This is a genomic window from Epibacterium ulvae (assembly GCF_900102795.1).
Classification (GTDB): Bacteria; Pseudomonadota; Alphaproteobacteria; order Rhodobacterales; family Rhodobacteraceae; genus Epibacterium; species Epibacterium ulvae.
Window position 1 is genome coordinate 70,940 of the sequence record NZ_FMWG01000003.1, and the last position, 24,070, is coordinate 95,009.

21 protein-coding genes and 1 riboswitch are annotated in these 24,070 nt (G+C 53.3%); of the genes, 7 read left to right on the forward strand and 14 right to left on the reverse strand.

What is annotated here, in order from left to right; genetic code table 11:
• Positions 1-93 precede the first annotated feature (93 nt).
• A complete protein-coding gene (gltA, locus tag BLP79_RS05325; RefSeq protein WP_090217076.1) occupies positions 94-1,389 on the reverse strand; it encodes a citrate synthase in 1,296 nt (431 codons plus the stop codon).
• Between the two features lie 128 nt (positions 1,390-1,517).
• Positions 1,518-2,918, reverse strand: a complete 1,401-nt coding sequence (gltX, locus tag BLP79_RS05330) for a glutamate--tRNA ligase (protein WP_090217078.1) — start codon at positions 2,916-2,918, stop codon at positions 1,518-1,520.
• Between the two features lie 84 nt (positions 2,919-3,002).
• On the opposite strand from gltX, the gene BLP79_RS05335 reads away from it, so the two are divergent.
• A complete protein-coding gene (locus tag BLP79_RS05335; RefSeq protein WP_090217596.1) occupies positions 3,003-5,060 on the forward strand; it encodes a ComEC/Rec2 family competence protein in 2,058 nt (685 codons plus the stop codon).
• Positions 5,061-5,065: 5 nt separating this feature from the next.
• Here BLP79_RS05335 and lexA read toward each other — a convergent pair whose 3' ends face one another.
• The 7 genes from lexA to BLP79_RS05370 form a co-directional block, all read right to left on the reverse strand.
• Positions 5,066-5,752, reverse strand: a complete 687-nt coding sequence (lexA, locus tag BLP79_RS05340; protein WP_090217598.1) for a transcriptional repressor LexA — start codon at positions 5,750-5,752, stop codon at positions 5,066-5,068.
• A gap of 152 nt (positions 5,753-5,904) precedes the next feature.
• The gene (locus tag BLP79_RS05345; RefSeq protein WP_090217080.1) at positions 5,905-7,074 is read right to left on the reverse strand and encodes a molybdopterin molybdotransferase MoeA; all 1,170 of its coding nucleotides are present in this window, start codon (positions 7,072-7,074) and stop codon (positions 5,905-5,907) included.
• A complete protein-coding gene (moaC, locus tag BLP79_RS05350) occupies positions 7,075-7,545 on the reverse strand; it encodes a cyclic pyranopterin monophosphate synthase MoaC (RefSeq protein WP_090217082.1) in 471 nt (156 codons plus the stop codon). It abuts the gene before it with no gap.
• A 6-nt stretch (positions 7,546-7,551) separates the two neighbouring features.
• The gene (gene trpC / locus BLP79_RS05355) at positions 7,552-8,361 is read right to left on the reverse strand and encodes an indole-3-glycerol phosphate synthase TrpC (RefSeq protein ID WP_090217083.1); all 810 of its coding nucleotides are present in this window, start codon (positions 8,359-8,361) and stop codon (positions 7,552-7,554) included.
• A gap of 13 nt (positions 8,362-8,374) precedes the next feature.
• Positions 8,375-9,028 carry a uracil-DNA glycosylase gene (locus BLP79_RS05360; protein ID WP_090217085.1) on the reverse strand — a complete coding sequence of 218 codons (654 nt, stop codon included), beginning with the start codon at positions 9,026-9,028 and terminating at the stop codon, positions 8,375-8,377.
• Entirely contained in the window at positions 9,025-10,047 is a 1,023-nt protein-coding gene (gene trpD / locus BLP79_RS05365; protein WP_090217087.1) for an anthranilate phosphoribosyltransferase, read from the reverse strand. Before trpD ends, BLP79_RS05360 begins: the two co-directional genes overlap by 4 nt.
• Entirely contained in the window at positions 10,044-10,625 is a 582-nt protein-coding gene (locus tag BLP79_RS05370) for an anthranilate synthase component II (RefSeq protein WP_090217088.1), read from the reverse strand. Before BLP79_RS05370 ends, trpD begins: the two co-directional genes overlap by 4 nt.
• A 176-nt stretch (positions 10,626-10,801) precedes the next feature.
• Between BLP79_RS05370 and BLP79_RS05375 the strand changes: the two genes are divergently transcribed.
• From BLP79_RS05375 to BLP79_RS05400, 6 genes are all read left to right on the forward strand, one after another.
• Positions 10,802-13,042, forward strand: a complete 2,241-nt coding sequence (locus tag BLP79_RS05375) for a divergent polysaccharide deacetylase family protein (protein ID WP_090217090.1) — start codon at positions 10,802-10,804, stop codon at positions 13,040-13,042.
• Positions 13,043-13,337: 295 nt separating this feature from the next.
• On the forward strand, positions 13,338-13,988 hold the full coding sequence (locus BLP79_RS05380; RefSeq protein ID WP_157843945.1) for a DUF1826 domain-containing protein: 651 nt from the start codon (positions 13,338-13,340) through the stop codon (positions 13,986-13,988).
• A gap of 45 nt (positions 13,989-14,033) precedes the next feature.
• Positions 14,034-14,243: riboswitch (cobalamin riboswitch) on the forward strand.
• 105 nt (positions 14,244-14,348) lie between these two features.
• Positions 14,349-14,756, forward strand: coding sequence for a DUF1636 family protein (locus BLP79_RS05385; protein ID WP_090217094.1), 408 nt, complete (start codon positions 14,349-14,351; stop codon positions 14,754-14,756).
• Positions 14,753-15,535 carry an ABC transporter ATP-binding protein gene (locus BLP79_RS05390; protein WP_090217096.1) on the forward strand — a complete coding sequence of 261 codons (783 nt, stop codon included), beginning with the start codon at positions 14,753-14,755 and terminating at the stop codon, positions 15,533-15,535. Before BLP79_RS05385 ends, BLP79_RS05390 begins: the two co-directional genes overlap by 4 nt.
• Before the next feature lie 11 nt (positions 15,536-15,546).
• Positions 15,547-16,482 (forward strand): ABC transporter substrate-binding protein, encoded by a 936-nt coding sequence (locus BLP79_RS05395; RefSeq protein ID WP_090217097.1) that lies wholly within the window; start codon positions 15,547-15,549, stop codon positions 16,480-16,482.
• Positions 16,483-16,485: 3 nt separating this feature from the next.
• Positions 16,486-17,532 carry a FecCD family ABC transporter permease gene (locus BLP79_RS05400; protein ID WP_090217099.1) on the forward strand — a complete coding sequence of 349 codons (1,047 nt, stop codon included), beginning with the start codon at positions 16,486-16,488 and terminating at the stop codon, positions 17,530-17,532.
• A 229-nt stretch (positions 17,533-17,761) separates the two neighbouring features.
• On the opposite strand, the gene BLP79_RS05405 is transcribed toward BLP79_RS05400, so the two are convergent.
• From BLP79_RS05405 to gpt, 5 genes are all read right to left on the reverse strand, one after another.
• Complete coding sequence (locus tag BLP79_RS05405; protein ID WP_090217101.1) at positions 17,762-18,637, reverse strand: metallophosphoesterase; 876 nt, start codon at positions 18,635-18,637, stop codon at positions 17,762-17,764.
• A gap of 105 nt (positions 18,638-18,742) precedes the next feature.
• Positions 18,743-20,254 carry an anthranilate synthase component I gene (trpE, locus tag BLP79_RS05410; RefSeq protein ID WP_090217103.1) on the reverse strand — a complete coding sequence of 504 codons (1,512 nt, stop codon included), beginning with the start codon at positions 20,252-20,254 and terminating at the stop codon, positions 18,743-18,745.
• Between the two features lie 21 nt (positions 20,255-20,275).
• Positions 20,276-22,105 (reverse strand): peptidylprolyl isomerase, encoded by a 1,830-nt coding sequence (locus BLP79_RS05415; protein ID WP_090217105.1) that lies wholly within the window; start codon positions 22,103-22,105, stop codon positions 20,276-20,278.
• 164 nt (positions 22,106-22,269) lie between these two features.
• Positions 22,270-23,451: an aminotransferase gene (locus BLP79_RS05420; protein ID WP_090217107.1), complete on the reverse strand. Its 1,182-nt coding sequence runs from the start codon at positions 23,449-23,451 to the stop codon at positions 22,270-22,272.
• A gap of 107 nt (positions 23,452-23,558) precedes the next feature.
• Complete coding sequence (gene gpt, locus BLP79_RS05425; RefSeq protein ID WP_090217108.1) at positions 23,559-24,065, reverse strand: xanthine phosphoribosyltransferase; 507 nt, start codon at positions 24,063-24,065, stop codon at positions 23,559-23,561.
• Positions 24,066-24,070: the final 5 nt, after the last annotated feature.

Consider the following 24,070-nt stretch of genomic DNA (forward strand, 5'->3'; position numbering starts at 1 on the left):
GTCGCCACGCATCTTTGGCAAATGAAATAGAAGACAATAAAAAACCGCCCCTAAGTGAAGGGGCGGTTTTTTTAATTTCAGTTGATCACCGGATTACCGGTTTTCGATGTCTACGTAATCACGCAGCCCTTCGCCGGTGTAAAGCTGGCGCGGGCGACCGATTTTCATCGCTGGATCTGAGATCATCTCTTTCCACTGCGAAATCCAGCCAACGGTGCGCGACAGCGCAAAGATTGGTGTGAACATCGACGTGGGGAAGCCCATTGCTTCGAGGATGATGCCAGAATAGAAGTCAACATTCGGGAACAGTTTCTTCTCAACGAAATAAGGATCGTTCAGCGCGGTTTGTTCCAGCTCTTTTGCGACTTGCAGCAGCGGGTTGTCTTCGACACCCAACAGTTCAAGCACTTCGTCCGCAGATTGCTTCAGCACTTTGGCGCGTGGATCGGTGTTTTTGTAAACACGGTGGCCAAAGCCCATCAGACGGAACGGATCGTTCTTGTCTTTGGCACGGGCGATGAATTCAGGAATGCGGTCAACAGTGCCGATTTCCTTGAGCATTTCCAGACATGCTTGGTTTGCACCACCATGGGCAGGACCCCAAAGACATGCGATGCCTGCAGCAATACAGGCAAATGGGTTTGCACCAGAAGATGACGCCAGACGCACGGTTGAGGTAGACGCGTTTTGTTCGTGATCTGCGTGCAGGGTAAAGATGCGATCCATTGCGCGGCTCAGGATCGGGTTTACATTGTACTGTTCTGCAGGCACCGAGAAGCACATGTGCAGGAAGTTTGATGCATAATCCAGATCATTGCGTGGATACACGAACGGCTGGCCGATCGAATATTTATACGCCATCGCGGCAATGGTTGGCAGTTTTGCAATCAGACGGATTGCTGCAACTTCACGCTGCCAAGGGTCTGCAATATCAGTGGAGTCGTGATAGAAGGCAGACATTGCGCCCACAACACCCACCAATGTTGCCATTGGGTGTGCATCGCGACGGAAACCACGGAAGAAGTTGTGCATTTGCTCATGAACCATCGTGTGGTTGGTCACGCGGTTTTCAAAGTCTTCCAGCTGTGTGGCAGATGGCAGTTCACCGTAAAGCAGCAGATAACAAACTTCGAGGTAATGAGATTTTGCAGCCAGCTGATCGATAGGATAGCCACGGTGTAGAAGTTCACCTTTGCCGCCATCAATGAATGTGATGGTGCTGTCGCAAGACGCTGTAGAGGTAAAGCCAGGATCATAGGTGAAAACACCTGCCTGAGCATAAAGCTTGCGGATATCGAGAACGTCGGGTCCGGCCGTTGGCGAGAAAATGGGCAGCTCATATTCATTGCCATCTAGGCTGAGCTTTGCGGTTTTCTGTGTCTCGGTCATAAATGTCCCTTCCTTTTACGGGGCATGGATAGAATTTAAACTTCAATCCATGCGAGGCACGCCTGCACGTGTACTCGCACAGGCGTGGTTGTAGAGAAGCAGACTTAACCGAAAGTTAAACCAAATGGTTAGTCTGCTGCGTCGCTGATCCGCGCCAGAGATTCATCCTTCCCCAGCACCATCATCATATCAAATACCGAAGGCGTTACTGCCCGTCCTGCCAAAGCGGCACGGAGCGGTGCTGCCAGCTTTCCGAACTTAGTCTCATGCGCGGTTGCAAACGCATTGAGCGCCTCTTCAAGATCGTCACGCGTCCAGCTAACATTTTGCAAATGCGGCGTCAATTCATTCAGTATACCGTCGGATACATTTGTAAGCGCTTTTGCCGCTTTTTCATCGGGTTGAATGGGGCGGTCAGCCAGCACAAATTCAGCTTTTTGAAGGAGTTCAGGGAAAGTCTTAGCCCGATCCTTCAGGCAGAACATGGCCTCTTCAAGTTTCGTTGACTTCGTGTCACTCAGCGCCGTTTCTCCTGCAGCTTCAAGATATGAGGTCAGTTCTTGCCGCAGTGCAGCGTCCTCGGAGATCGCGATATGCTGGCCGCACAGGTTTTCCAGTTTCTTGGTATCAAAACGTGCAGGGCTTTTCCCGATCCCGTCCAGATTAAACCAGTCTTGCGCCTGAGCGTCCGTAAAAAATTCGTCATCTCCATGGCTCCAGCCCAAACGGGCCAGATAATTGCGCATACCAGCGGCCGGATAGCCCATCACCTGATACTCTTGTGCGCCCAAAGCACCATGGCGTTTTGACAGCTTTTTACCATCCGATCCGTGGATCAATGGGATATGTGCATAGATGGGCAGATCCCAGCCCATCGCAGAGTAGATCATCATCTGGCGCGCTGCGTTGTTCAGGTGATCATCGCCCCGGATTACATGAGTCACCCCCATGTCGTAGTCATCAACAACAACTGCCAGCATATAAACCGGGGTGCCGTCTGAACGCAGCAGGATCATATCATCCAGCTGGGTGTTCTTGATGGTGACGTCGCCCTGAACCTCATCGCGAATAATGGTTTCCCCTTCACGCGGAGCCTTAATGCGCACCACATAAGGCGCATCAGGGTAGGTCTCTTGTGCGGCGTCACGCCAAGGCGATTGATACAGCGTTGATTTGCCGTCTGCTTTGGCCTGTTCCCGGAAAGCTGCAATTTCATCTTGGGTGGCAAAACACTTATACGCTTTGCCTTCCGCCAAAAGCTGATGCGCAACCTCTGCGTGGCGGTCAGCGCGTTCAAACTGGGAAATCACATCGCCATCATGATTCAAACCCAGCCAGGCCATGCCCTGCAGAATTGCAGCAGTTGCTTCAGGGGTGGAACGCTCGCGATCGGTGTCTTCGATGCGCAGCAGGAATTTACCGCCGCGACCGCGCGCATAAAGCCAGTTGAACAAAGCAGTGCGCGCACCGCCAATATGCAAATAGCCGGTGGGAGAAGGAGCGAAGCGGGTGACGACCGGTTTGGACATGTGTTGATTTACCTTTTGGAAACCATTGCAGGCGTAGATTTTCCGCCTGTCTACCGAGCCAGAAGGCAAGGAGCAAGCACAGGGATGCGTGTAGGACCTCTGCAACACGTTGTGGCAAAGATTGATGAGATCTTTGATGCCCAGCAAGGACATTTGTTTCCCTGGGCGGCGGTTTGTTTTGGCTTTGGCATTTCACTGTTTTTCGCGCTCAGATTTGAACCGGGCCTGTTTTCGTTTCTAGGCGCGGGTACCCTAGCAGGGGGCGGATATTGGCTATCACGTCATTCCATGGGACGCCGAGCGGTGGGCTGGTTTATTCTGTGCGCAGCACTTGGGTTTTCTGTGGCGGGGTATCGTGCCCATAGCGTTGCAGCGCCTGTTCTGAAATATCGCTATTATGGCCCGGTCGAAGGACGGTTGATTTCGGTAGATCGCTCCCAAAGCGATGCTTTGCGCCTGACATTGGATCAAGTTTATCTGCCAAAGCTTGATCCAGAAGACTGGCCCGCAAAGCTACGAATTTCAGCGCGCGCTCTCGATATTGCGCCGCCCATCGGGGCACGGGTGATGACCACAGCCCATCTTTCACCACCACAAGGCCCGGTTGAACCCGGAGGATTTGATTTTCGTCGCCACGTCTGGTTTCAGAAAATCGGCGCGGTTGGCTATACGCGCGTGCCCGTCCTGCTTGCTGCAAGGCCAAGCCGGGATCTGTGGATCAATCGTTTGCGCGCTAAGATTTCAGGCAATCTACAACACCGCTATCCGGGGCAGACCGGTGCAGTTGCCACAGCAATTTTGACGGGAGATCGCAGTGGGATCAATCAAGAGACCTTGAACAGCCTGCGGGCCAGCAACCTTGCGCATCTTCTGGCCATTTCTGGGCTTCATATGGGATTGCTTTCGGGCATTATATTTACGGGCGCGCGGTTTGGGCTGGTGGCCTTGAACCTGATGTTGCACCTGTCTTTGAATGCCAAATCGATTGCCGCCGCCTTAGCGCTTGTTGCGGCAACGGGATATCTTTTGATTTCAGGCGGCAATGTTGCCACAGAACGGGCCTATATTATGACGGCTGTGATTTTGATCGCGGTGCTGTTGCAAAGTCGTGCACTCACGCTCAGAGCGGTTGCGATTGCAGCGTTGATTGTTTTGGCTCATCGACCCGAAAGCCTGCTAAGCCCCGGGTTTCAGATGAGCTTTGCCGCAACCACTGCCCTGGTTGCGGTTTTTGCGGCCCTGCGTCATCTGCCGCGTTGGCATTGGCCCAATTGGCTCCGGCCTGTGGTGGCGCTTGTGATCTCATCAGCGATTGCGGGTCTTGCGACGGCACCGATTGGGGCTGCGCATTTTAACACGCTCTCACAAGTCGGGTTGGTCGCAAATCTTCTTGCTGTTCCTGTCATGGGCAGTCTGGTGATGCCTGCAGCCGCACTTGCCGCTGTTTTGACACCACTTGGATTGGAGCACTGGCCGCTTGACGTGATGAGCTGGGGGCTCAATTGGATATTAAACGTCGCCGAGACCATTGCGGAAATTCCTTTTGCACAACGAACAATTCTACAGCCGCCAAACATGGTCCTTCCCATAATCTGCATGGGCGCGTTGTTTGTCATACTTTGGCAGGGCAGGGCGCGTTGGTTCGGGCTAGCCGGGGTTATTATCGGTCTCACACTCTGGAGCGCGGCCGCGCGGCCGGCTTTATTGATCGCAAGCGATGGCGCTTTGATTGGTTTGCAAACGCCAGAAGGTCGCGCTCTGTCGCGGGCGCGCGGGGCCGGATTTACCGCCCGTGTTTGGCTTGAAAACGATGGTGCCCCCCAAACGCAAGCCTTTGCCGCAGCGCGTTGGCCGCAAGAGGCTGTCCAGTTGGGCGGTGTCACAGTGATATCTGTGGCGGGGAAGCGGGCTGCTGCTGAAATTCAGTCCTGTGATCCAAATGAGGTTATCATCGCCAACTTACACACCGTAGTAAATGGCGGTTGTTTGATTTTAGATCCCAAAACGCTTGCCCCGCACGGGGCTGTTTCTGTCACAAAAAAGGGCGCTGTGCAGACTGCACGCGCCCAAACCGGTCTTAGATTGTGGTCTCCACCAGCCTGGCAAAAAACCGTGTCTTTGCAATGGCCAGAGCCGCGCTAAACCTATTAATAACTGCGGATCAATCCAACCAATTTTCCCTGAACCTGAACCAGGCTTGCCGGATATTCACGCGGTTCATAATTGGGGTTTTCAGCCTCTAGTGTGATCCGGTTGCCGGATTTATAGATACGTTTCAACGTGGCTTCTTGCCCTTCGACCAGGGCCACAACAATTTCGCCATTGTCTGCGGTTGCGCATTCACGGATTACAACAACATCGCCGTCATTGATGCCCGCGTTGATCATTGAATCGCCTTTGACCTCAAGCGCGAAATGCTGCCCGGCAGACGACAGCATTGCGGTTGGCACTGCCACCTGATGCGACACCTGGCTGATCGCTTCGATTGGCACACCAGCTGCAATCCGCCCCATAACCGGAAGCTCCATCGCGCCGATCATTTCCACTGGTGGCGCAGATTTCTTACCCCCTTGGATCACTTCGGGAGAGAAATCGGGTTGATCAGACGCCGCCATCATATTTTCAGGCAAGCGGACAATTTCGATCGCACGCGCACGATGGGCAAGACGGCGGATAAAGCCGCGCTCTTCCAAAGCGGTGATCAACCGGTGAATGCCAGATTTTGACCGCAAATCCAGCGCGGTCTTCATTTCATCAAAGCTGGGTGGAACCCCATCCTGCTGCAGACGCTTGTGAATGAATTCCAACAATGCCAACTGCTTTTTCGTAAGCATATCTGCCTCTCTTTTGGGGTCGTTTTCTTTTGTTCTAGACATGTTCCCGTTTTGTGTCAATCCGCGTGTTGGCCAGAACAAAAGGCGATTCAAAATGCAACATACACTTTGAACAGATCATGAACAGCTTACCAAGGTGTAAACAAATCGTGCTAAAGTTGAATAAAATCCACACTTTCATCAGAGTCGCGAGCGTGGTCATTTGGGGGGCGGATCAATAGGGCATTTGCCTGCGCCAGAACCGATAACAGCGAACTGTCCTGCCGTTCAAAAGCGGTAATTTGGCCATCTTCAAAGCGTGCGCGCATATAATGCATGCGTGGTCCATTGGCAGATAAAGGTGCTGCAAGCCTGGCCTGTTGTACTGCAGGTTTATGGGAAAGCCCCAGCATTATGCGCACCATTGGTGCAAGAAATACATGCCCGCACACCATCGCCGAGACAGGATTACCCGGCAGGCCAACCATTGCAGAAGCGCCCATACGACCCGCCATCAAAGGTTTGCCGGGGCGCATTGCGACTTTGTAGAATGATTGCTCCATGCCCATTTTCGCGGCTACCGGCGCGACAAGATCGTGATCGCCAACCGAGGCCCCTCCGATTGTAACAATCAAATCAGCCCCTTTTGCGAGATCAAAAGCGGCTGTAAGCGCGGGTATTGTGTCGCGCGCAATTGGAAGAATCCGGGCTTTGGCACCGAGATCGTCCAGAAGGGCTTTCAAACCAAAGGTGTTTGACGCGATGATTTGATCTGGACCCGGCGTGTCGCCGGGCATCACCAGTTCATCTCCGGTGGAAATAAGGGCGATATCCGGGCGTTTACGAACGGGCACTGTCGCAATGTTCATGGATGCCAACAGCGCAATATCCGCCGAGCCCAACACACGCGGCGCAGTCACAACTTCACCGGCGATGAAATCACCACCAGCAGGGCGAATATTGTCGTTATCACCGGGCGGATCAGTGATTGTAATCAGATCACCGGAGCGGCTGACATCTTCCTGAATGACAACAAAGCTTGCGCCCTCAGGAACGGGAGCACCGGTGAAAATACGCACTGCCTGACCGGCGCCCACACGTCCCTGAAAGCCGTGACCTGCAGCTGATTCACCGATGACCTTGAACATCGCGTGGCGTTCGACCTCTGCTTTGTTTACGGCATAGCCATCCATGGCTGACGCTGAAAATGGGGGCTGAGTACGACGCGCTTTTAAATCACGTGCAAGCACACGCCCCGCGGCCTGAACCAAAGGAACCTCTTCGATCTCCGTGGTTGAGATCAAAGAAAGGAGATTATCAAGCGCTTCAGAAACTGGGATCATTTACGCCTCGTAGCGGCCAGATTTCCCGCCATCTTTCAAAATGACGCGGATGCCACCAATCTCCATCGCCTTATCAACCGCTTTGGCCATGTCATAAACGGTCAGAGCTGCGGTAGAGACCGCGGTGAGCGCTTCCATCTCTACCCCTGTTTGACCCGTTGTTTTAACCGTCGCTTCAATGTTCACACCGGGCAGATCAGGATCAAGTGTGAGTTCAACCGCAACCTTTGTCACCGGGAGAGGGTGGCACAGCGGAATAAGGTCTGGCGTTTTTTTAGCTCCCATAATTCCAGCCAACCGCGCGATGCCAAGAACATCACCTTTTTTGGCGCGACCTTCTGAAATGATTTCAAAGGTTTCCGCAGCCATTTTGATATGGCCTGCGGCGGTTGCGATCCGTGACGTGACAGCTTTTTCCGACACATCGACCATATGGGCATCGCCCTTTTTATCAAAATGGCTGAGGCTCATGGGGTATCAGACTCCGGGACGTGCGGGGTTGGCCAAAAGGGTTTTTGTCGCAGCAGCCACGTCTTGCTGACGCATCAGGCTTTCCCCGATCAGGAAGGTGCGTGCGCCGTACCTCGACATATCGGCCAGATCCTCGGGGGTAAACAAGCCGCTTTCACAGACAATCGTGCGATCTGCAGGAACATTTTTAGACAGGATGCGCGTGGTATCCAGCGTGGTGTCAAAGGTTTTCAGATTGCGATTGTTGATACCCATCAGGGGCGATTTCAACAGACAGGCGCGCTCTAGCTCTTCGGCGTCGTGCACCTCCAGCAAAACATCCATGCCCCAATCAAACGCACATTGTTCAAGTTCTGCCGCCTGTGCATCCGAAACAGACGCCAGAATGATCAGAATACAGTCAGCCCCCAAAGCCCGTGCTTCGGCCACCTGATAGGGATCATACATAAAATCCTTGCGCAAAGCGGGCAGATCGCAGGCCTCACGGGCTTCGGTCAGGAAGGATTTTGCGCCCTGAAAACTGGGTGTGTCTGTGAGAACAGACAGGCACGTCGCGCCCCCAGCCCGATAGGCACGGGCAAGATCGCCGGGATGAAAGTCTTCCCGGATCAGGCCTTTGGAGGGGCTGGCTTTTTTGATTTCTGCAATCAAACCATAGCCTTCGCGGTTGGCCTTCATCAGATTGTCTGCAAATCCACGCACAGGCGATGCAGCGCGTGCTTCAGCCTCAACCTCAGACAGGGGTTTGGCGGCCTTATCAGCGGCGACCTCTTCCAGTTTATAGGCTTTGATTTTGTCGAGCACGTTTTGCGTCATCTCTGCGCTTTCTTTATCTGATCCAATCGATGGGCGGTTCGCCCATGTGGGTAAGCCAGTCGTTCACCTTTGAAAAGGGGCGTGAGCCGAAAAAGCCACGACGCGCAGAGAGAGGTGAGGGATGCGCTGACTTTAGGATGAGGTGATCTGCGGGCTGGATGTGCTTTTCAAGTGCTTGCGCAGCATTGCCCCAAAGCACAAAAGCCGTTGGGGTTTCTGAGACTTCCGTAAGCACCTGATGCACCAGTTTGGACCAGCCAAGCGATTTATGCGCATTTGCCTCACCCTCAGGAACCGAAAGCGATGTATTGAGCAGCAACACGCCTTGCCGCGCCCAATTTCGCAGATCCCCTGTCGCAGGTGTTTCACCCAGGTCGTCTTGTAACTCTTTGAAAATATTATTTAACGATCGTGGCAAAGGGCGCACATCCGGTTCAACAGAAAAGGCAAGCCCATGTGCATGGCCCGGTGTTGGATAGGGGTCTTGCCCCAAGATCACAACGCGCGTCTGAGCCGGCGCTGTAAAAGATAGGGCTGCAAATCTCTGCTCTGCTGGTGGCAAGATCTGACGTTCTTCAGCACTCAGACGGGCCGCGATCTGCGGCCAATCTGTTTGAAAGAATGATAAATGCGCCCAGGCCTGAGGAGGAGAAATTTCAGACGTCATGCCGCAGCTGAAGTGAGCTGCGCAAGCCCCGAAAGCTTACTTTGCGCCGCCCCGCTATCGATACTTTCCCTTGCCATTTCAACGCCTTCGGTCAGTGTGTTGACCTTATCTGCAATCATAAGGGCAGCCGCTGAATTTAAAAGAACCGCGTCACGATAGGCCCCTTGTGCACCATCTAATAGTGCGCGCAGTGCAGCTGCGTTATATTCTGGCGTACCGCCAACCGTTTCTTCGAAGGGGTGGACAGGCAAGCCTGCGTCTTCGGGGTGCACTTCAAATTCATGTACTGTACCATCCGTTTCAAGTGCGGCAACAAAGCTGGACCCGGTGATGGTCAACTCGTCCGTTCCATCAGAACCATGAACAAGCCAAGCGCGTTCTGATCCAAGCTTACCCAAGGTTTCAGCCATAGGGCGGATTAAATCGCGCGAAAACGCGCCGGTAATCTGACGTTTTGCGCCGGCGGGGTTCGTCAATGGCCCAAGGATATTGAAAATGGTGCGTGTGCCAAGTTCCAGCCGCGTTGGCATCACGTGTTTAATCGCTGGATGGTGCATTGGTGCCATCATAAAACCTACGCCGCAGGTTTCTAACGCTTGCTCAACGACCTCTGCGCCGACCATCACATTAATACCCAGCTCGCTCTGCACATCCGCAGTACCAGATTTAGAGCTGGCTTTGCGATTGCCATGTTTCGCAACGGGGACGCCTGCGCCGGCAACCGTGAAAATTGATGCGGTTGAAATATTCAGCGTGTGCTTGCCGGATCCACCGGTGCCGACAATATCGATCACGCCTTCAGGTGCTTTCACAGGCACACATTTTGCGCGCATCACTGCAGCGGCCGCAGCGTATTCATCAACGGTTTCACCCCGCACCCGCAGCGCCATGAGAAACCCGCCAATCTGGCTAGGCGTGGCGTTGCCCTCGAACAACTCGTTAAAGGCGCTTTCGGCTTCTTCACGGGTAAGAGGGCGTTCAGCAGAAATCCCGATGAGTGGCTTTAAAATTTCGCTCATGCCGGGACTTTCATTTCATTCAGGAAATTCTGCAGCAGGGCATGGCCATGTTCTGAGGCGATGGATTCCGGATGAAACTGCACGCCATGAATGGGCAGCTCACGGTGTTGCAGCCCCATGATGGTGCCATCTTCCAGCTCCGCTGTGATTTCCAGACATTCTGGAAGGGTCTCACGTTCAACAACCAGCGAATGATATCGTGTGGCTTCAAATGGGGTCGGAAGACCCGCAAACAGGCCTTTGTCTTTGTGATGCATTGTCCCCATTTTGCCGTGCACGATCTCGTGGCAGCGAATGACCTTCCCGCCAAATGCCTGACCAATGCTTTGATGTCCAAGACACACGCCCATCAAGGGTGTTCGCGTTTCGCGGGCTGCTTCAACCATCGCAAGGCAGATACCGGCATCATCTGGGGTACAAGGCCCGGGTGACAGCAGAATGCCGGCAGGGTTCATCGCCATCGCGTCTTGCACGTTCAGGGCATCATTACGATGCACTTCAATATCCGCGCCAAGTGAGCCCAGATAGTGCACCAGATTATAAGTAAAGCTATCATAGTTGTCGATTAGCAGCAGCATGGTTTGCAGTCTCGTTTTGGACTGGCGGGGCAGGGGCCCGCCACGGTATAGTGGTTGCAACATACATGTTCAGGGATGTGGGGCAGCGTCAAGAGGGGTTTGCCACAGGCAAACAACGACTTGCCTAATTCGGCACTTTGAACAAAGAAGATGGTACAAAGAGAGGCACGACAGCTATGCGAGGGTTTCTAAGTGGCGTGAGCATTGGCGCAGTGGTTGCCGCCATTGGCGCAACAGCGGTGTCACTTTGGGTGCCATTGCCATTGAAGTTGCAAGTCCCGCCGCCTCCGGCCGGTGTACCGGCATCCAGTCAGACCAGTTCCACAGCTGAACAACCCAATACGCCTCCACGTGAAGAGCCCGCGATCACACCACGCGAAACTGTTATTGCACCCGAAAGCCTTGCAGCACCGGATGCGCAAGACAGTGCGCAAACTTTGGACGCCCCCGATGATATTGCCCAGATCACTCCAGAAACGCCTGACCCAAGCGCGACTGACCGTATAAATCAAGGCGAACAAGAACCAAAACAGTTGCAAGCTACGCAACCGGTTCCCGCGCTGGAAATCGCAAATGACAGTGCCTTGCCGCCAACCGAATTGCCCATTGCTATTGAACCCGGTGGTCCTGTTGACGAGAATGCTCCTATCCCCGAATTTGTAGGCAGCCCAGATCTTGCCGATCTTCCGGCCAAAGCTGCAGAGCCACAGAATTCTGTATCTGCGCCAGATTTAGAAGCTGAATTAACCGCATCACAAGATGCGCCAGCGCGCCCTCCTAAGGTCGGAGAACCTGTTCTTGAAAACATCGCGGAAGGTCGTTTGCCAGATGTTTCAAGTTCAGTTGTCTCTCCTGTAGGACACACAGATGACGCACAACCAGCGCAATTATCTGTGCCAGCGCCTGCGCAAACGGCTGAACTTTCAACCGAAAGTGCTGTACCACCGCCAGCAGCACCCGCTGTCCCGGATGAAATTGCGCTTGTCGCGCCTGCCGAGGGGCAGGAACCGCAGCTCTCACGGGATGCACAAAGTGCAGCGCCCGTCGAGAACGCTCGCCCCAGTCAGCTTGAACCTATCGTACAAGGTGAACCCGCAGCTGTTGTGTCTAAAAGCGCCGCACCGCCACCAGCGGCCCCCGCCGTTCCTACTGAACGTGCTCTTGTAACACCAACAGAGGGGCAGGAGCCATTATTTGCTCAAGAAAGCGATGTAGCAAGCCCCCTGAAAAATACGCTGCCTGCGCAACTTGAACCTGTCACGCAAGGTACGCCTGCAACGGTCGTTTCAGAAACGGCCGCGCCGCCGTCAACACAACCAGAGACTGCACCAGAACCCGAGCTGAGATCCGACATTGCAGAAATCAAGCCAAACCTGGAATCCTCTACAGATCCCTCGACGGCAGAAATTGATGTGACGCAGCCATCCCCCGTCGCACCAGCGCAATCAGACGTGCCCAACCAAAACGGTTTGATTTCAAACGCCGCTCCAAATGTCACCCCAGTGGTGCGCGAAGCCGTCGCGCCAGAGGCAGTCGGCACACCGCCCTCGCTTCCCTCTGAAGGGGTCACACCGCCTGTACGCAATCGCCCGTCTTTGGTGGAACGGGATTTTGCCTCAGCCAACATCCAAGAGGGCAGCACAGGCATTGGGCGCCCCGGCCTGACTTTGATCACGCAAGGTGATCCGCAAGCCGTAGAGAATGAAAGCGACGCAGAACCCGTTGCACCTATCGATCTGCCGCCGTTTAAAGCCAATGCAGAAGACTTCAAGCTGGTCGATAATCGTCCCCTGATGTCGATTGTCTTGATTGATGATGAAAATGCTTTTGGTGCGGAAGCATTGGCGGATTTCCCGTATCCGCTCAGCTTTGCCATCAACCCAGAAGATCCCAAGGCCACGCAAAAGGCCGCCGAACGGCGCGCTGCTGGTTTTGAAGTACTGATGCTGGTTGATCTGCCACAAGAGGCAACCCCACAGGATGCCGAGACCGCATTAGAGGTCTGGGGTAATGAGATCCCGAATGCGCTCGGCGTGCTTGAAGGGGTAACGACCGGATTTCAGGGCAATCGCCCGCTGGCAGATCAGATTTCAGCTGTTGTCGAAGCCCGCGGTCTTGGCATGGTGATGCAGAACAATGGGCTGAACACAGTGCAAAAACTGGCCGCACGTAATGGCGTTCCTGCAAGCGTTGTCTTTAGGGATTTTGATGGCGCGGGGCAGGATCCACGTGCGATCCGACGTTTTCTTGATCAAGCAGCATTCCGCGCAAGCCAAGAGGGCGCTGTGATCATGCTTGGACGTTTACGAGCCGATACGATTTCTGCCTTGCTGTTGTGGGGTCTGCAAGACCGCGCCTCTCGCGTGCAATTGGCCCCTGTTTCTGCAAGTTTATCAGCCCAACAAGCTGAGAATTAATCCCGGATCATTCGACAGAAACGCGCACGCAGCATTTGTCTTATTCTCATAGCGCTTGTGTAGATGCCTTGCGGTTTTATCAACGCATCGGCGCATAACGTTCCTATGAAAAGCAATCAGTTCCAGAGCGAGCTGCAGTACTCACGGAACACCAAGCCTTTTAGCTTACCTGTTGTCAGGTATAGAAAGTTTTTGTAGTAAAGTGTTATGGTATAACATGCCGGTCTTTCAAATCCGACTTCGGTTCAGCACTGCAGGGGGCTCCGAATTGCGATCTGTGACAAGGATTATTGACGTGAAAGACCTAGAGAACCAAATTCCTCCTGCAAGTGTTCTGGATTTGGCCAGCGTTTACCGCACCGCTGAGACCTCAGGGATATACAAACTCGGGAATGTCGGTTGTGGCGCTGTTGTTGTCGAGCGAGCGCCAAACGCTGCGTTGAAATCTTGGATCGAAGCACTTGATCCTGAATTGCTGCCGAACGCACGGGGCATATTGCGTCCTGACGGCGTCTTAAAGGCGGTGCATCAGGTGTGTGATCAATCCGGGATACCGGAGGGAGCTGAACGCGACGCATTTGCCGAGGACATCACAGACCTTTCAACACATTTCGCGGCTTTTATGAATGCACCATATCTGCGTTTGCGTTTGGATGTGATCACAACAAATGCCTGCCGCAAATTTCATATCGATGCAGTGACAGCGCGTCTTGTTTGCACCTACCGTGGCCAGGCCACTCAGCTTGCTGAAATCGATGCAAGTGGTGAACCGGGTCAAATCATGTCGGTCTCGCAAGGTTGCCCCGTGGTCATGCGCGGAACAAATTGGGCGGGCGATTCTCCGACAAGATTGCGCCACCGCTCTCCTCCTATTGAAGGGACCGGAGAAACCCGCCTCTTGCTGGTTTTGGATCCGATTTATGATTTGGAGAACGACACGTACTGATTACTGCGGACTATGGTGAGTGACTTGACAGAATCTTGAATAGCATGCACCAACCCCATTGATGGTTCCCGTCCGACGTTGTCAAACCGGGATGAAAAGGGAACGCTGTGCAGCACGGTTCACGTGCTAAATCAGCGACTGCCCCCGCAACTGTGAGCGGTATGTGCTCTGTCAAAACCACTGGTCTGAAAGGCTGGGAAGGGACAGAACATCAAAGCCGTAAGTCAGGAGACCTGCCATCAAAACTGTAACTTAACCCGAGCGGGGTGGCTCGGAAGGTGGCTTATATGACTGATTATTCGGCACGCGCCGTTCACATTGTTGGCTTCTCTTGCACCTCGCATCATTGCAGAGGGCGAAATGGGCCGTATCAAATCCCATCGAATTTCAGTTTGCATCAGTTGTAAACACAAGGGCACATCCTGCAAGCCGGGATATGACATGATTGAAAAGCTGCGCGCTGCTATTGACGCGGCGGGCGACGCTATTGGCGAAAGTTTTGAGATTTCCGGCGTGGCCTGCATGGCGGGTTGTGATCGACCCTGCACGGTCGCCTATTATGGGTCACGCAAGGCGACGTATCTTTTTGGCGATATCGACCCAGAAACCGACATCGAAGACCTTGTCGCCTTTGCCCGCCAATATGCCTATTTGCACGATGGCTGGTGTTCTTCTGTGGACCGGCCGGGCAAGCTGAGAAAGTCGACTTTGGCGCGCGTTCCATCAAGCTTTATTGCTTTGGAACCGACCGAGGAGTTTACGCAATGAGCCACGCGAGACTAGAGGTCGACACTCTAAGCTGGCGGCCGTCTGCGAAAGAACCGCTTATTCTGCACCCGACAAGTTTTGTGCTCGACTGTGGCCGCATCTTGGGAGTCGTTGGCCCAAATGGCGCAGGTAAATCCACCTTGTTGCGATCCCTGTATCGCTATCAGACCCCATCCACCGGAACCATAAAAGTAGATGGTCAGGACATCTGGAGCATGCCGCCTAAAGCTGCCGCGCGGATTGTGGCCGCAGTTTTACAAGAGCAACCAAATGACTTTGCATTGACGGTGCGCGATATTGTGACACTTGGACGATTGCCTCACCGGCGGGGATTTGCATCGCCCGGACAAAACTGTGCTGATATCATCGAAAGCGTTCTGGAAAAGGCAGATCTACTTGATTTCGCGGATCGTCCTTTAGGCACTTTGTCAGGAGGAGAACGCCAGCGGGTCATGATGGCGCGCGCGCTTGCGCAAGACCCCCGGTTATTGGTGCTTGATGAACCGACAAACCATCTGGACATCCAACATCAGCTTGAACTCCTTCAGCTTGTGAAAGACATGGACGTCACTGTTGTTGTGTCGCTGCACGATCTCAACATGGCCGCCGCGTTTTGTGACGACATTTTGGTGATGGAAAACGGTCAGATGATCGCTTTCGGACCTCCTGAACACGTCCTGACCGAGCCATTGGTTTCTGGCGCTTTCCGCGTTCAAGCACAGCTAGAAACGCTGAGCAAAAGCCAATCCAACCATTTTTCTTTTCAACTTAACTCATGAAAGGATTTCTCATGAAATCTCTCCCACTGGCTCTCGGGTTCTCCTGCGTTGCGTCCATGGCAATTGCGGATACCACCGTGCAAAGCTGCAACCGTGATGTGACGTTTGACACGGTTCCAACCGCTGCAATTTCGAATGATGTGAACCTCACGGAAATGATGCTGGTTCTTGGTCTGGCCGATAAAATGGTAGGCTACACAGGCATTTCCGGCTGGAAAACGCTCGACGAAGAGATGCGCGCTGGTGTTGAGCAACTGCCGGAACTTTCTGCGAAATATCCAAGCAAAGAAGTCCTGATCGGTGCCAACGCAGACTTTTTCTTTGCTGGTTGGAACTACGGTATGAAAGTCGGCGGTGAAGTGACCCCAGAGACTTTGTCTCCATTTGATATCAAGGTTTATGAACTGACCGAGAGCTGCATTCACATCGGTGAAAAAGACAAGGTCAGCATGGATGACATGTACAATGACCTTCTTAATCTCGGCGTGATCTTTGACGTTTCAGACAAAGCTGAGGAGTTGGTCACTGGGTACAAAGCCGATTTGGCCAACTTCACCGCAAGCTTGAATACGGGCGACGAAGCATTGCGCGTTTTTGTTTACGACAGTGGTGAAGATACGCCATTTACAGCAGGCCGTTACGCGATGCCAACCGCGCTGATCGAAGCTGCTGGCGGTAAAAACGTTCTGGACGATTTTGAAAAGAGCTGGGCGACTGTGACTTGGGAAGAAGTTGTGGAACGCAACCCCGAGGTTATCGTGATCGTGAACTACGGCAATGTAACCGCAGAAGAAAAACGCGCCTTCATGATGTCGAACCCAGCCTTTGCAGATATCGACGCGGTGAAGAACGACCGTTTTGTCACGCTGGAATATGTCGAAGCAACGCCAGGGCCGCGCAACATCGCTGCAATCAAAAAGCTGTCTTCTGCCTTCTGGGGCGAATAACCCATGGCCACCGAAGTACGCAAATTTCCCTCCTCTTTTGGGACCGTTCGTCTGTCAAGAAACATCATTCTGGCGGCACTTTTGGTGCTTGCTTCGGTGACGGTAGCTGTGAGCGTAGGGGCGGTGCCCGTCCCTGCGACAACGGTTTGGGGAGTTGTTTTGAACAAACTTTCACCCGACCTTATTGAAACAACATGGTCGAAAGGGCGGTCAGCAATTGTATGGGATATCCGTTTCCCTCGCGTTTTGTTGGCTTTGATGGTGGGCGCAGGCTTGGCGGCCGTCGGGGCGTCTCTCCAGGCGGTCACGCGCAACCCCTTGGCAGACCCCCATCTTTTAGGGATTTCAGCAGGTGGCGCCTTTGGTGCGATCCTTGCCTTGTTACACACCGGGCTATTCTTGGGGCTTCTCACGGTGCCGCTTTTGGCTTTCGCAGGCGCGCTTGTGGCAACTGGATTGGTGTTGGCAGTATCGAATTTCGCGCAGGCAACCAGCGCGGATCGGCTGATCCTGACCGGTGTTGCGATCTACTTTATCATCATGGCCGCAGCAAATATTCTGATCTTTCTTGGTGATCCCCGCGCTACGCATACCGTTGTTTTCTGGATGCTTGGTGGGTTGGGCCTCGCCCAATGGTCCCACCTTATCTATCCGTTGATTGTCCTCGTACCTTGCCTGGGATGGCTCTATTTAAGATCAGCAGACCTGAACGCGATGACCATTGGCGATGAAACAGCTGCAACGCTTGGATTGAATGTGGTGCGTTTTCGACTTTCCATATTTGTTATCGGGGCGATGATTACGGGCGTTATGGTGGCGTTTTCGGGCATCATTGGCTTTGTCGGATTGATGGTACCGCACATTGCTAGAACTTTGGTCGGCGGAGATTATCAAAGACTCGTACCGGTTTCAGCGCTCTTTGGTGGGGTGTTTGTCTTATGGGCTGATGTCATTGCCCGTACCATCATGGCCCCTGAAGACATGCCGATCGGCATCGTCACAGGATTGGTTGGTGGCTGTTCTTTTGTATGGCTCTTGCGAAGGCGGTAAAACCGCTTCCACAAAATTGTTGAATTTGACAGGGGAACTACGTTCGAAGGGGACTTGTCGTTGCAAACCTCTTTGCTGCGGCAATCATGCCCAGGCTAGTTTTTGCTGATGTCTTAAAGGCCGCGAGCCGTCACGAGCGATCCAATAGTGCACGTCTGCTAGTTTAGGGCAGGGCGGCAGTAACATACTATTCCAGCCGTCAACGCCCCTTTTTCTAAGACAGGCAAAGCTAAATCATGGGTTCGAACGTCTGGTCTTTTTTCTTGGGAAACAGTGCATGATCCATCGCCTGTTGTGCGCCAATATACGTTTCAAAATGAACCGCGCAATCGGCACCATTTGAAACGACAACACCATATTCTGCTGACGACGCATAACATTCCTGTTGTCCAGTACGCCGTCGCAGGAAGGGTTCCACACTATGATGGTTTCCAGCGATCGTCGCACAAGGGATACCGGACCAGCTGCCCGCACTTGAGATGTGACAATGACCTGAGACAATTTGCATGATATTCGCACCACTTTCCAACAAAGCGGCTTTCAGAACGTCAGGCTCGTCCAATCGATAGGCATCAACAGGCATTTGCAGCGCAGAAGGGTTGTGATGAAGGATCACGATAACAGGTAAATCTAAATCCTTTGCGTCAGAGAGCTGTGCGTGGATCCAGTCACGCTTTTGCTTGGAAAAACCTCCTCGTGCACGGCCCGGTTCAGAGCTATCGAGTACAAGAATACAATGCCCCTTTATATCGCGTCGGCATTGAATATATCCGTTTGGATCCATTTCAAAGTTTGTCGCAGCGGATGTGTAAACTGTTCGATCGTCATGATTTCCAAGTGTCACACATTGAGGGACTTCGTATTGGCAGCGTAACCTGTCAAAAACCGCATAGGCTCCGGCATCACCTTTATCGGCGATATCACCAGCGAATACACAAAGGTCTGCATCGCTATGGCGCTGAACTGCGTGTTGAAGCGCCAGATCAAAACGTTCGGTTGTGTCCATATTTGGACTTGGGCTTCCCGGTGAAACCAAATGCAGATCGTTCATCACGACGATCTTTAACATATCATCGCAGTCTGCGTTGGGCTCCAAACACGTCATAGGGTATCCAATAGTATAAAAATAATTCACAAAGCGTTCGGAATATTGACAGCCATTTGTTTGTATCTGAAGTGGGCAGCGCAATGTGTGTGCTGCCCAGTCTGATTAGCTATTACCTGTTCCGGTAAAACGTGCAGCATCTGCAGCGGCACGGCGGATGGCGTTGGATTTATGGACGGTTTCCATATATTCGGCTTCAGGATCACTGTCGTAAACGACACCGCCGCCGGCCTGAATGTAAAGTTTTTCATCCTGAACGATTGCAGTGCGCAGCGCGATGCACATGTCCATGTCACCCCCGGCAGAGAAATATCCCACACCGCCACCATAAACACCGCGTTTTTCAGGCTCCAGCTCGTCGATGATTTCCATCGCGCGCACTTTGGGGGCACCAGAAACAGTTCCTGCCGGCATGCCCGCAAAAAACGCATCCAGCGCGTCTTTGTCTTCATGCAATTCGCCGACGACGTTTGAAACAATATGCATGACGTGGCTGTAGCGTTCGATGATGAACTCTTCAGTTGGGCGCACAGTACCGATTTTGGCAACGCGCCCCACATCATTCCGGCCCAGATCCAAAAGCATCAGATGCTCAGCCAGTTCTTTTTTATCGGCGAGCAGGCTTTCCTCATGTGCTTTGTCTTCCTCGGGCGTGGCACCACGGGGGCGGGTGCCTGCAATGGGACGAATTGTGACCTCATCGCCAAAGACGCGGACCAGAATTTCGGGGCTCGCTCCGATCACCTGAAAGCCACCGAAGTTAAAATAAAACATAAAGGGAGATGGATTGGTGCGACGCAGAGAACGGTACAGCGCGAATGGGGGCAGGGGGAAATCCTGCGTCCAGCGCTGCGCCGGCACCACCTGAAAGATATCGCCGGCCTTGATATACTCTTTGGCTTTTTCAACGGCCTGTTTGTAGCCTTCATGGGTGAAGTTGCTAACAGGTGGGGAGATTTCACGAGCATCGCCAAGGTCGCGCGTGGCGGCAGGCATCGCGCGTTCTAGATCACGCACTGCGTCCATCACGCGTTCTGCGGCCTGTGCATAGGCTGCGCGTGCGGATTGCCCATCACCAGCCCATGCCGGTGAGACAACGGTTACCTCTCCTTTGACGCCATCAAGAACTGCAATCACCGAGGGGCGCATCATCACAGCATCCGGCAAGCCCAGCGGATCAGGATTGACGTTGGGCAGATATTCGACATGACGGATCATATCATAGCCCAGGTACCCAAAGAGACCTGCAGCAGCCTGTGGTAGATCATCAGGCAAATCGATTTTGCTTTCTGCGATCAAAGCGCGCAGGTTATCAAGCGGATTTCCGTCCTGTGCGGTAAAGCTGTCTTCATCAAATCGTGCCTGACGGTTCAACTCTGAGTGGGTGCCACGACTGCGCCAGATCAGATCAGGTTTCATACCGATAATGGAATACCGGCCGCGTATTTCACCACCTGTGACAGATTCGAGGATGAACGCATCTTTTTGCGCGCCGGTCAGTTTCAGCATCAAAGAGACAGGCGTGTCCAGATCTGCTGCAAGGCGCGTGTAAACAACCTGATGTTCACCCGCATCATAAGCTTGGGCAAAACGATCGTATTCAGGGATCAAAGCCATTTTCTATTCTATCCGCCTTGATTAGTGAAAATTTGCCAGAACGGCATTCACCGCATGCTGGTCAATCTGAGGGCGCGCGCGCACTTGCGCATCTTCGACAAATGCACGGAACAATGCCTGCGCCAAAGACTGGTTGAGCTGCTCATCAATTGCATTTGCCATCAACGTCAACTCTGCGCTGTCCGCAGGTTCCAGAATCTCATCCAGACGCACAACGACAGTGCTGTCATCTCCCTGAACAACAGCCAATTCGCCAAGTTCGAGTTCAAAGATACGGTTCAACATGTCGGCAGGTGTGGTGTCGATATAGGCTGTGCGTGTCAGGCCTGTTTCAATCAATACATTGGCTGCTTCCGGAAAATCACCCTGCTCCTGTACTGTTTTCAACAGATCATCGGCCTGTGCTCTCAAAGCTTGCTCGCGTTGGTTTTCCAGCCATGCGGTTTCAACTGCAGCCTGTGCATCCGCAAAGGGTTCGGGACGTGGGGCGAGGACCTCATCAAGGCGTAAGGCGTAAAGGCTGCCGTCTTCAAGGAAATCAACCGATGGGAAATCTTCAGCCTGGACAGCGGCCGCTTTGGCGCGAAAACCTGCATAGGCAGCAATTTCACCATCAAATTCGGCGTGCCAGTCGATTTGCGCCAGAGACATACCTTCGTCTTGTGCAAGCTCTTCAAGGGTCGCACCACCTGCAAGAAGGTCTTCAATCTCTTCGCCTCGCTGCTCGATCACGCGACGTGCACGTCCAATGGCAAGTTCATTTTGCAACTCGTCCCGGACATCTTCAAAAATGGTCGTGCGTGCAGCCAAAGTGCCATTTACTCGGTAAAGGGCAGGGCCCAGATCCGTTGAAAAAGGGCCAACCACGGCACCAATTTCTGCCGCAAACAGCGGGTCTCCCGCCTCACCCAAAGCCTCTTTGGTGAGATCGCCCAGATCGACATCCTGCAAGGTTAACCCACGATCAATCACCAGCGTTTCAAAGGAAGTGCCGCCAAGATCTAGCTGCGCTTTAGCAGTCTCTGCTGCGTCTTGATTGGCAAAAACCAAACGTTCCACAAGACGGCGCTCGGGCTGCTGATAGAAATCTGCGCGCTGTTCAAAGAGGTCTCGCAGCGCGGTTTCATCTACATCGACCTCACCCACCAGTGCTTCTGGTGTCAGCTGCACATAGGTGATGACCTTGGTTTCCGGCAGGGTGAACGCATCGATATTTTCGTCATAAAAGGCACGCAATGTGGTCTCGTCTGGGGCCTCAGATTTAAGCGCCAGATCGGCGCCTGTCAGCGCCACATATGAAAAACTGCGACGTGCACCGATATAGGCGGTAAGCGTATCACCCAGAATTTCAGGCATTTGCACGCCGCCCATAATTGCGCCCTGCAACAGGGTGCGCGCAGTGCCTTTTCGGATATTGGCTTCGAACTCGCGCTCATTCAGGCCGGCGTTCTGCAGAGAAAATGCATAGGTTTCGCGATCAAACTGACCATCGATTCCCTGAAACGCCGGGATCTCCAGGATCTCGCGTTGCAAGTTTTCATCGCCCGTTGACACCCCCAAGGCGCGCGTTTCGTTGTCGATGGCTGCAACTGAAATCAGTTGAGCCAGCACATTCCGATCCAACCCAAGCGCCGCCATTTGTGAGATGGGCAGGGTCTGACCTGTTTGTGCCTGCAGTGCGCGTTGCTCTTGCTGCAATTCGCGGGCAAAATCCTGCACGGTGACATTTTCATCTCCGACGCGGGCAACGCTTGAGGCAGAGCCTGTAAAGCTGACGGCGCCAAAGCCCATTAATCCGACAATAAGCATCCCCATAAGGATCCAGACGAAGGTTTTCGAAAGTTGTTTCATCGTTGTTGCCCTGCTGGCCAAAATCCTGTTTCCACACTCATCGTGATTGACTGACCTCGCGCCAGTCTTTGAATGCAAAACGTTTCGCTGTTCTGAATACGCCGCCCCCTGCAAAGGAGCAAGACACAGCCGCTTGTAAGACAGGCTGTTTCGACGCTCGCACGTTACTTTTCCGGGGTGAACGCTGCAATTCGATCAAACAACTGCGCAATCCCTGCGCTGTCCGCGTTTGCAAATGCAATCCGAAACTGACGCGCGCCAGCTGGATCATCCGCAGGGCAAAACATTGTCCCCGGCAACATCAAAAGCGAAGATTGTTCAACAAATTGCCGCGCAAGCACAGTCGAGGATTGCGTATAAGGATGTTCAACATAGGCAAAATACGCCCCCAAGCCCAAAAGCTTCCAACCTTTCTGCGCGATTTGTCCAAACCCATCTGCAATGGCCTGACGGCGGCGCAGAATCTCATCACGCTCCCCGGCAAGCCAGTCTTGCAAATGTTTGATCCCCCAATGGGCGGCAACTTGCCCCAGCTGATTGGGGCAAATCGTCATTGTATCCAGAAATTTTTCAATCTCTGCCAGCCGATCTTGCCCCGCTATAATTGCGCCAACGCGATGTCCTGTCAGCCGATAGGCCTTGGAAAATGAATAAAGCTGAACAAAGTGTTTTTGCCAGTTAGGTTCTGAAAACAGCTGATGTGGCGCGCCTGTGCGGCTGTCAAAATCACGGTACGTTTCATCAACGATCAACACCAGATTATGGGCAACCGCCAGATCATAAAATGCTTTGAGCAGACCCTCGGGGTATTCAACGCCACAAGGATTATTTGGCGTTATCAATACAATAGCGCGCGTACGAGAGGTAATTTTCGTTGCCGCTTCCGTAACCGAAGGCATCATCTGCGCGCCAACGGGCAGGGGGATTGTCTTTACCCCAGCCATGTCCAGATACATTTTATGATTAAAATACCAGGGCGTGGGCAGGATAACTTCATCCCCTTCACCACAAAGACTGGCAATTGTCGCGGCAAATGCCTGATTGCAGCCCGAGGTGATACCGATCTCATTTGATGTCACATCTGCATCATAGTGCACACAGGTTTGCACGGCGAGCGCATCGCGCAATTCAGATCGGCCAAGGACAGCCCCATAAAGATGGACACTGTCGTCTTGGAGCGCAGCTGACGCCATCGCATCGCGAAGCGCTGCCGGCGGTGGGTCAGTCGGGGCGGCCTGGCTGAGGTTCAGCAACGGTTGTTCAGCGGGAAAATCACGCCCGCGGATCCAGTTGCTGGATTCCACAATCGGTGAGACAAAGGTTGATTGCGTGCGCGACTGCTGCATGACGGCTCCTTACATTCCATTAGGGCAAGGTGTTCATAAACCACAGTCTGGCGCAAGAAAAAGCGCGCCCAAAGGCGCGCGTTTTAACTTAATCTATCGGCTTGGCCTTAGTCCGTGCCGCGATAAGGTTCTACATATTGCAACGCCATATCCCATGGGAAAAAGATCCAGGTGTCCTGACTGACTTCTGTAATGAATGTGTCCACCTGTGGCCGTCCCTGCGGTTTCGCATAAACCGTTGCAAAATGCGCTTTTGGGAACATCTCACGCACCAGCTCAAGGGTTTTGCCGCTGTCGACAAGATCATCAATGATCAAAACACCTTCGCCCTGATCTCCCATCACGTCGGCTGCGGGCGCTTTGAGCACTTCAGCCTGACCACGGTCCTGATGGTGATAGGAGCGCACAGAAATTGTATCAACGGTGCGAATGTCCAACTCGCGGCTGACAATCATTGCCGGCGCCATGCCTCCACGCGTGATCGCAACAACAGCGCGCCATGCGCCCTCATCCGGGCCCTGGCCATCCAGACGCCACGCCAACGCGCGGCTATCGCGGTGGATTTGATCCCAGCTGATGTGGAAGCCTTTTTCATGCGGGAGACGATCAGTCATTTTTT

Bases quoted from the DNA above. Each gene is read 5' to 3' on its own strand.
- BLP79_RS05345 (WP_090217080.1), bottom strand. From the start codon at position 7,074: ATGATCCCAGTTTCTGAAGCGCTTGATAATCTCCTTTCTTTGATCTCA.
- lexA (WP_090217598.1), bottom strand. From the start codon at position 5,752: ATGCTTACGAAAAAGCAGTTGGCATTGTTGGAATTCATTCACAAGCGT.
- gpt (WP_090217108.1), bottom strand. From the start codon at position 24,065: ATGACTGATCGTCTCCCGCATGAAAAAGGCTTCCACATCAGCTGGGAT.
- BLP79_RS05375 (WP_090217090.1), top strand. From the start codon at position 10,802: ATGCGAGGGTTTCTAAGTGGCGTGAGCATTGGCGCAGTGGTTGCCGCC.
- BLP79_RS05390 (WP_090217096.1), top strand. From the start codon at position 14,753: ATGAGCCACGCGAGACTAGAGGTCGACACTCTAAGCTGGCGGCCGTCT.
- BLP79_RS05385 (WP_090217094.1), top strand. From the start codon at position 14,349: ATGGGCCGTATCAAATCCCATCGAATTTCAGTTTGCATCAGTTGTAAA.
- BLP79_RS05405 (WP_090217101.1), bottom strand. From the start codon at position 18,637: ATGACGTGTTTGGAGCCCAACGCAGACTGCGATGATATGTTAAAGATC.
- trpC (WP_090217083.1), bottom strand. From the start codon at position 8,361: ATGACGCAAAACGTGCTCGACAAAATCAAAGCCTATAAACTGGAAGAG.
- gltA (WP_090217076.1), bottom strand. From the start codon at position 1,389: ATGACCGAGACACAGAAAACCGCAAAGCTCAGCCTAGATGGCAATGAA.
- BLP79_RS05360 (WP_090217085.1), bottom strand. From the start codon at position 9,028: ATGACGTCTGAAATTTCTCCTCCTCAGGCCTGGGCGCATTTATCATTC.
- BLP79_RS05395 (WP_090217097.1), top strand. From the start codon at position 15,547: ATGAAATCTCTCCCACTGGCTCTCGGGTTCTCCTGCGTTGCGTCCATG.
- gltX (WP_090217078.1), bottom strand. From the start codon at position 2,918: ATGTCCAAACCGGTCGTCACCCGCTTCGCTCCTTCTCCCACCGGCTAT.
- BLP79_RS05420 (WP_090217107.1), bottom strand. From the start codon at position 23,451: ATGCAGCAGTCGCGCACGCAATCAACCTTTGTCTCACCGATTGTGGAA.
- trpD (WP_090217087.1), bottom strand. From the start codon at position 10,047: ATGAGCGAAATTTTAAAGCCACTCATCGGGATTTCTGCTGAACGCCCT.
- BLP79_RS05415 (WP_090217105.1), bottom strand. From the start codon at position 22,105: ATGAAACAACTTTCGAAAACCTTCGTCTGGATCCTTATGGGGATGCTT.
- trpE (WP_090217103.1), bottom strand. From the start codon at position 20,254: ATGGCTTTGATCCCTGAATACGATCGTTTTGCCCAAGCTTATGATGCG.
- BLP79_RS05400 (WP_090217099.1), top strand. From the start codon at position 16,486: ATGGCCACCGAAGTACGCAAATTTCCCTCCTCTTTTGGGACCGTTCGT.
- moaC (WP_090217082.1), bottom strand. From the start codon at position 7,545: ATGAGCCTCAGCCATTTTGATAAAAAGGGCGATGCCCATATGGTCGAT.
- BLP79_RS05370 (WP_090217088.1), bottom strand. From the start codon at position 10,625: ATGCTGCTGCTAATCGACAACTATGATAGCTTTACTTATAATCTGGTG.
- BLP79_RS05335 (WP_090217596.1), top strand. From the start codon at position 3,003: ATGCGTGTAGGACCTCTGCAACACGTTGTGGCAAAGATTGATGAGATC.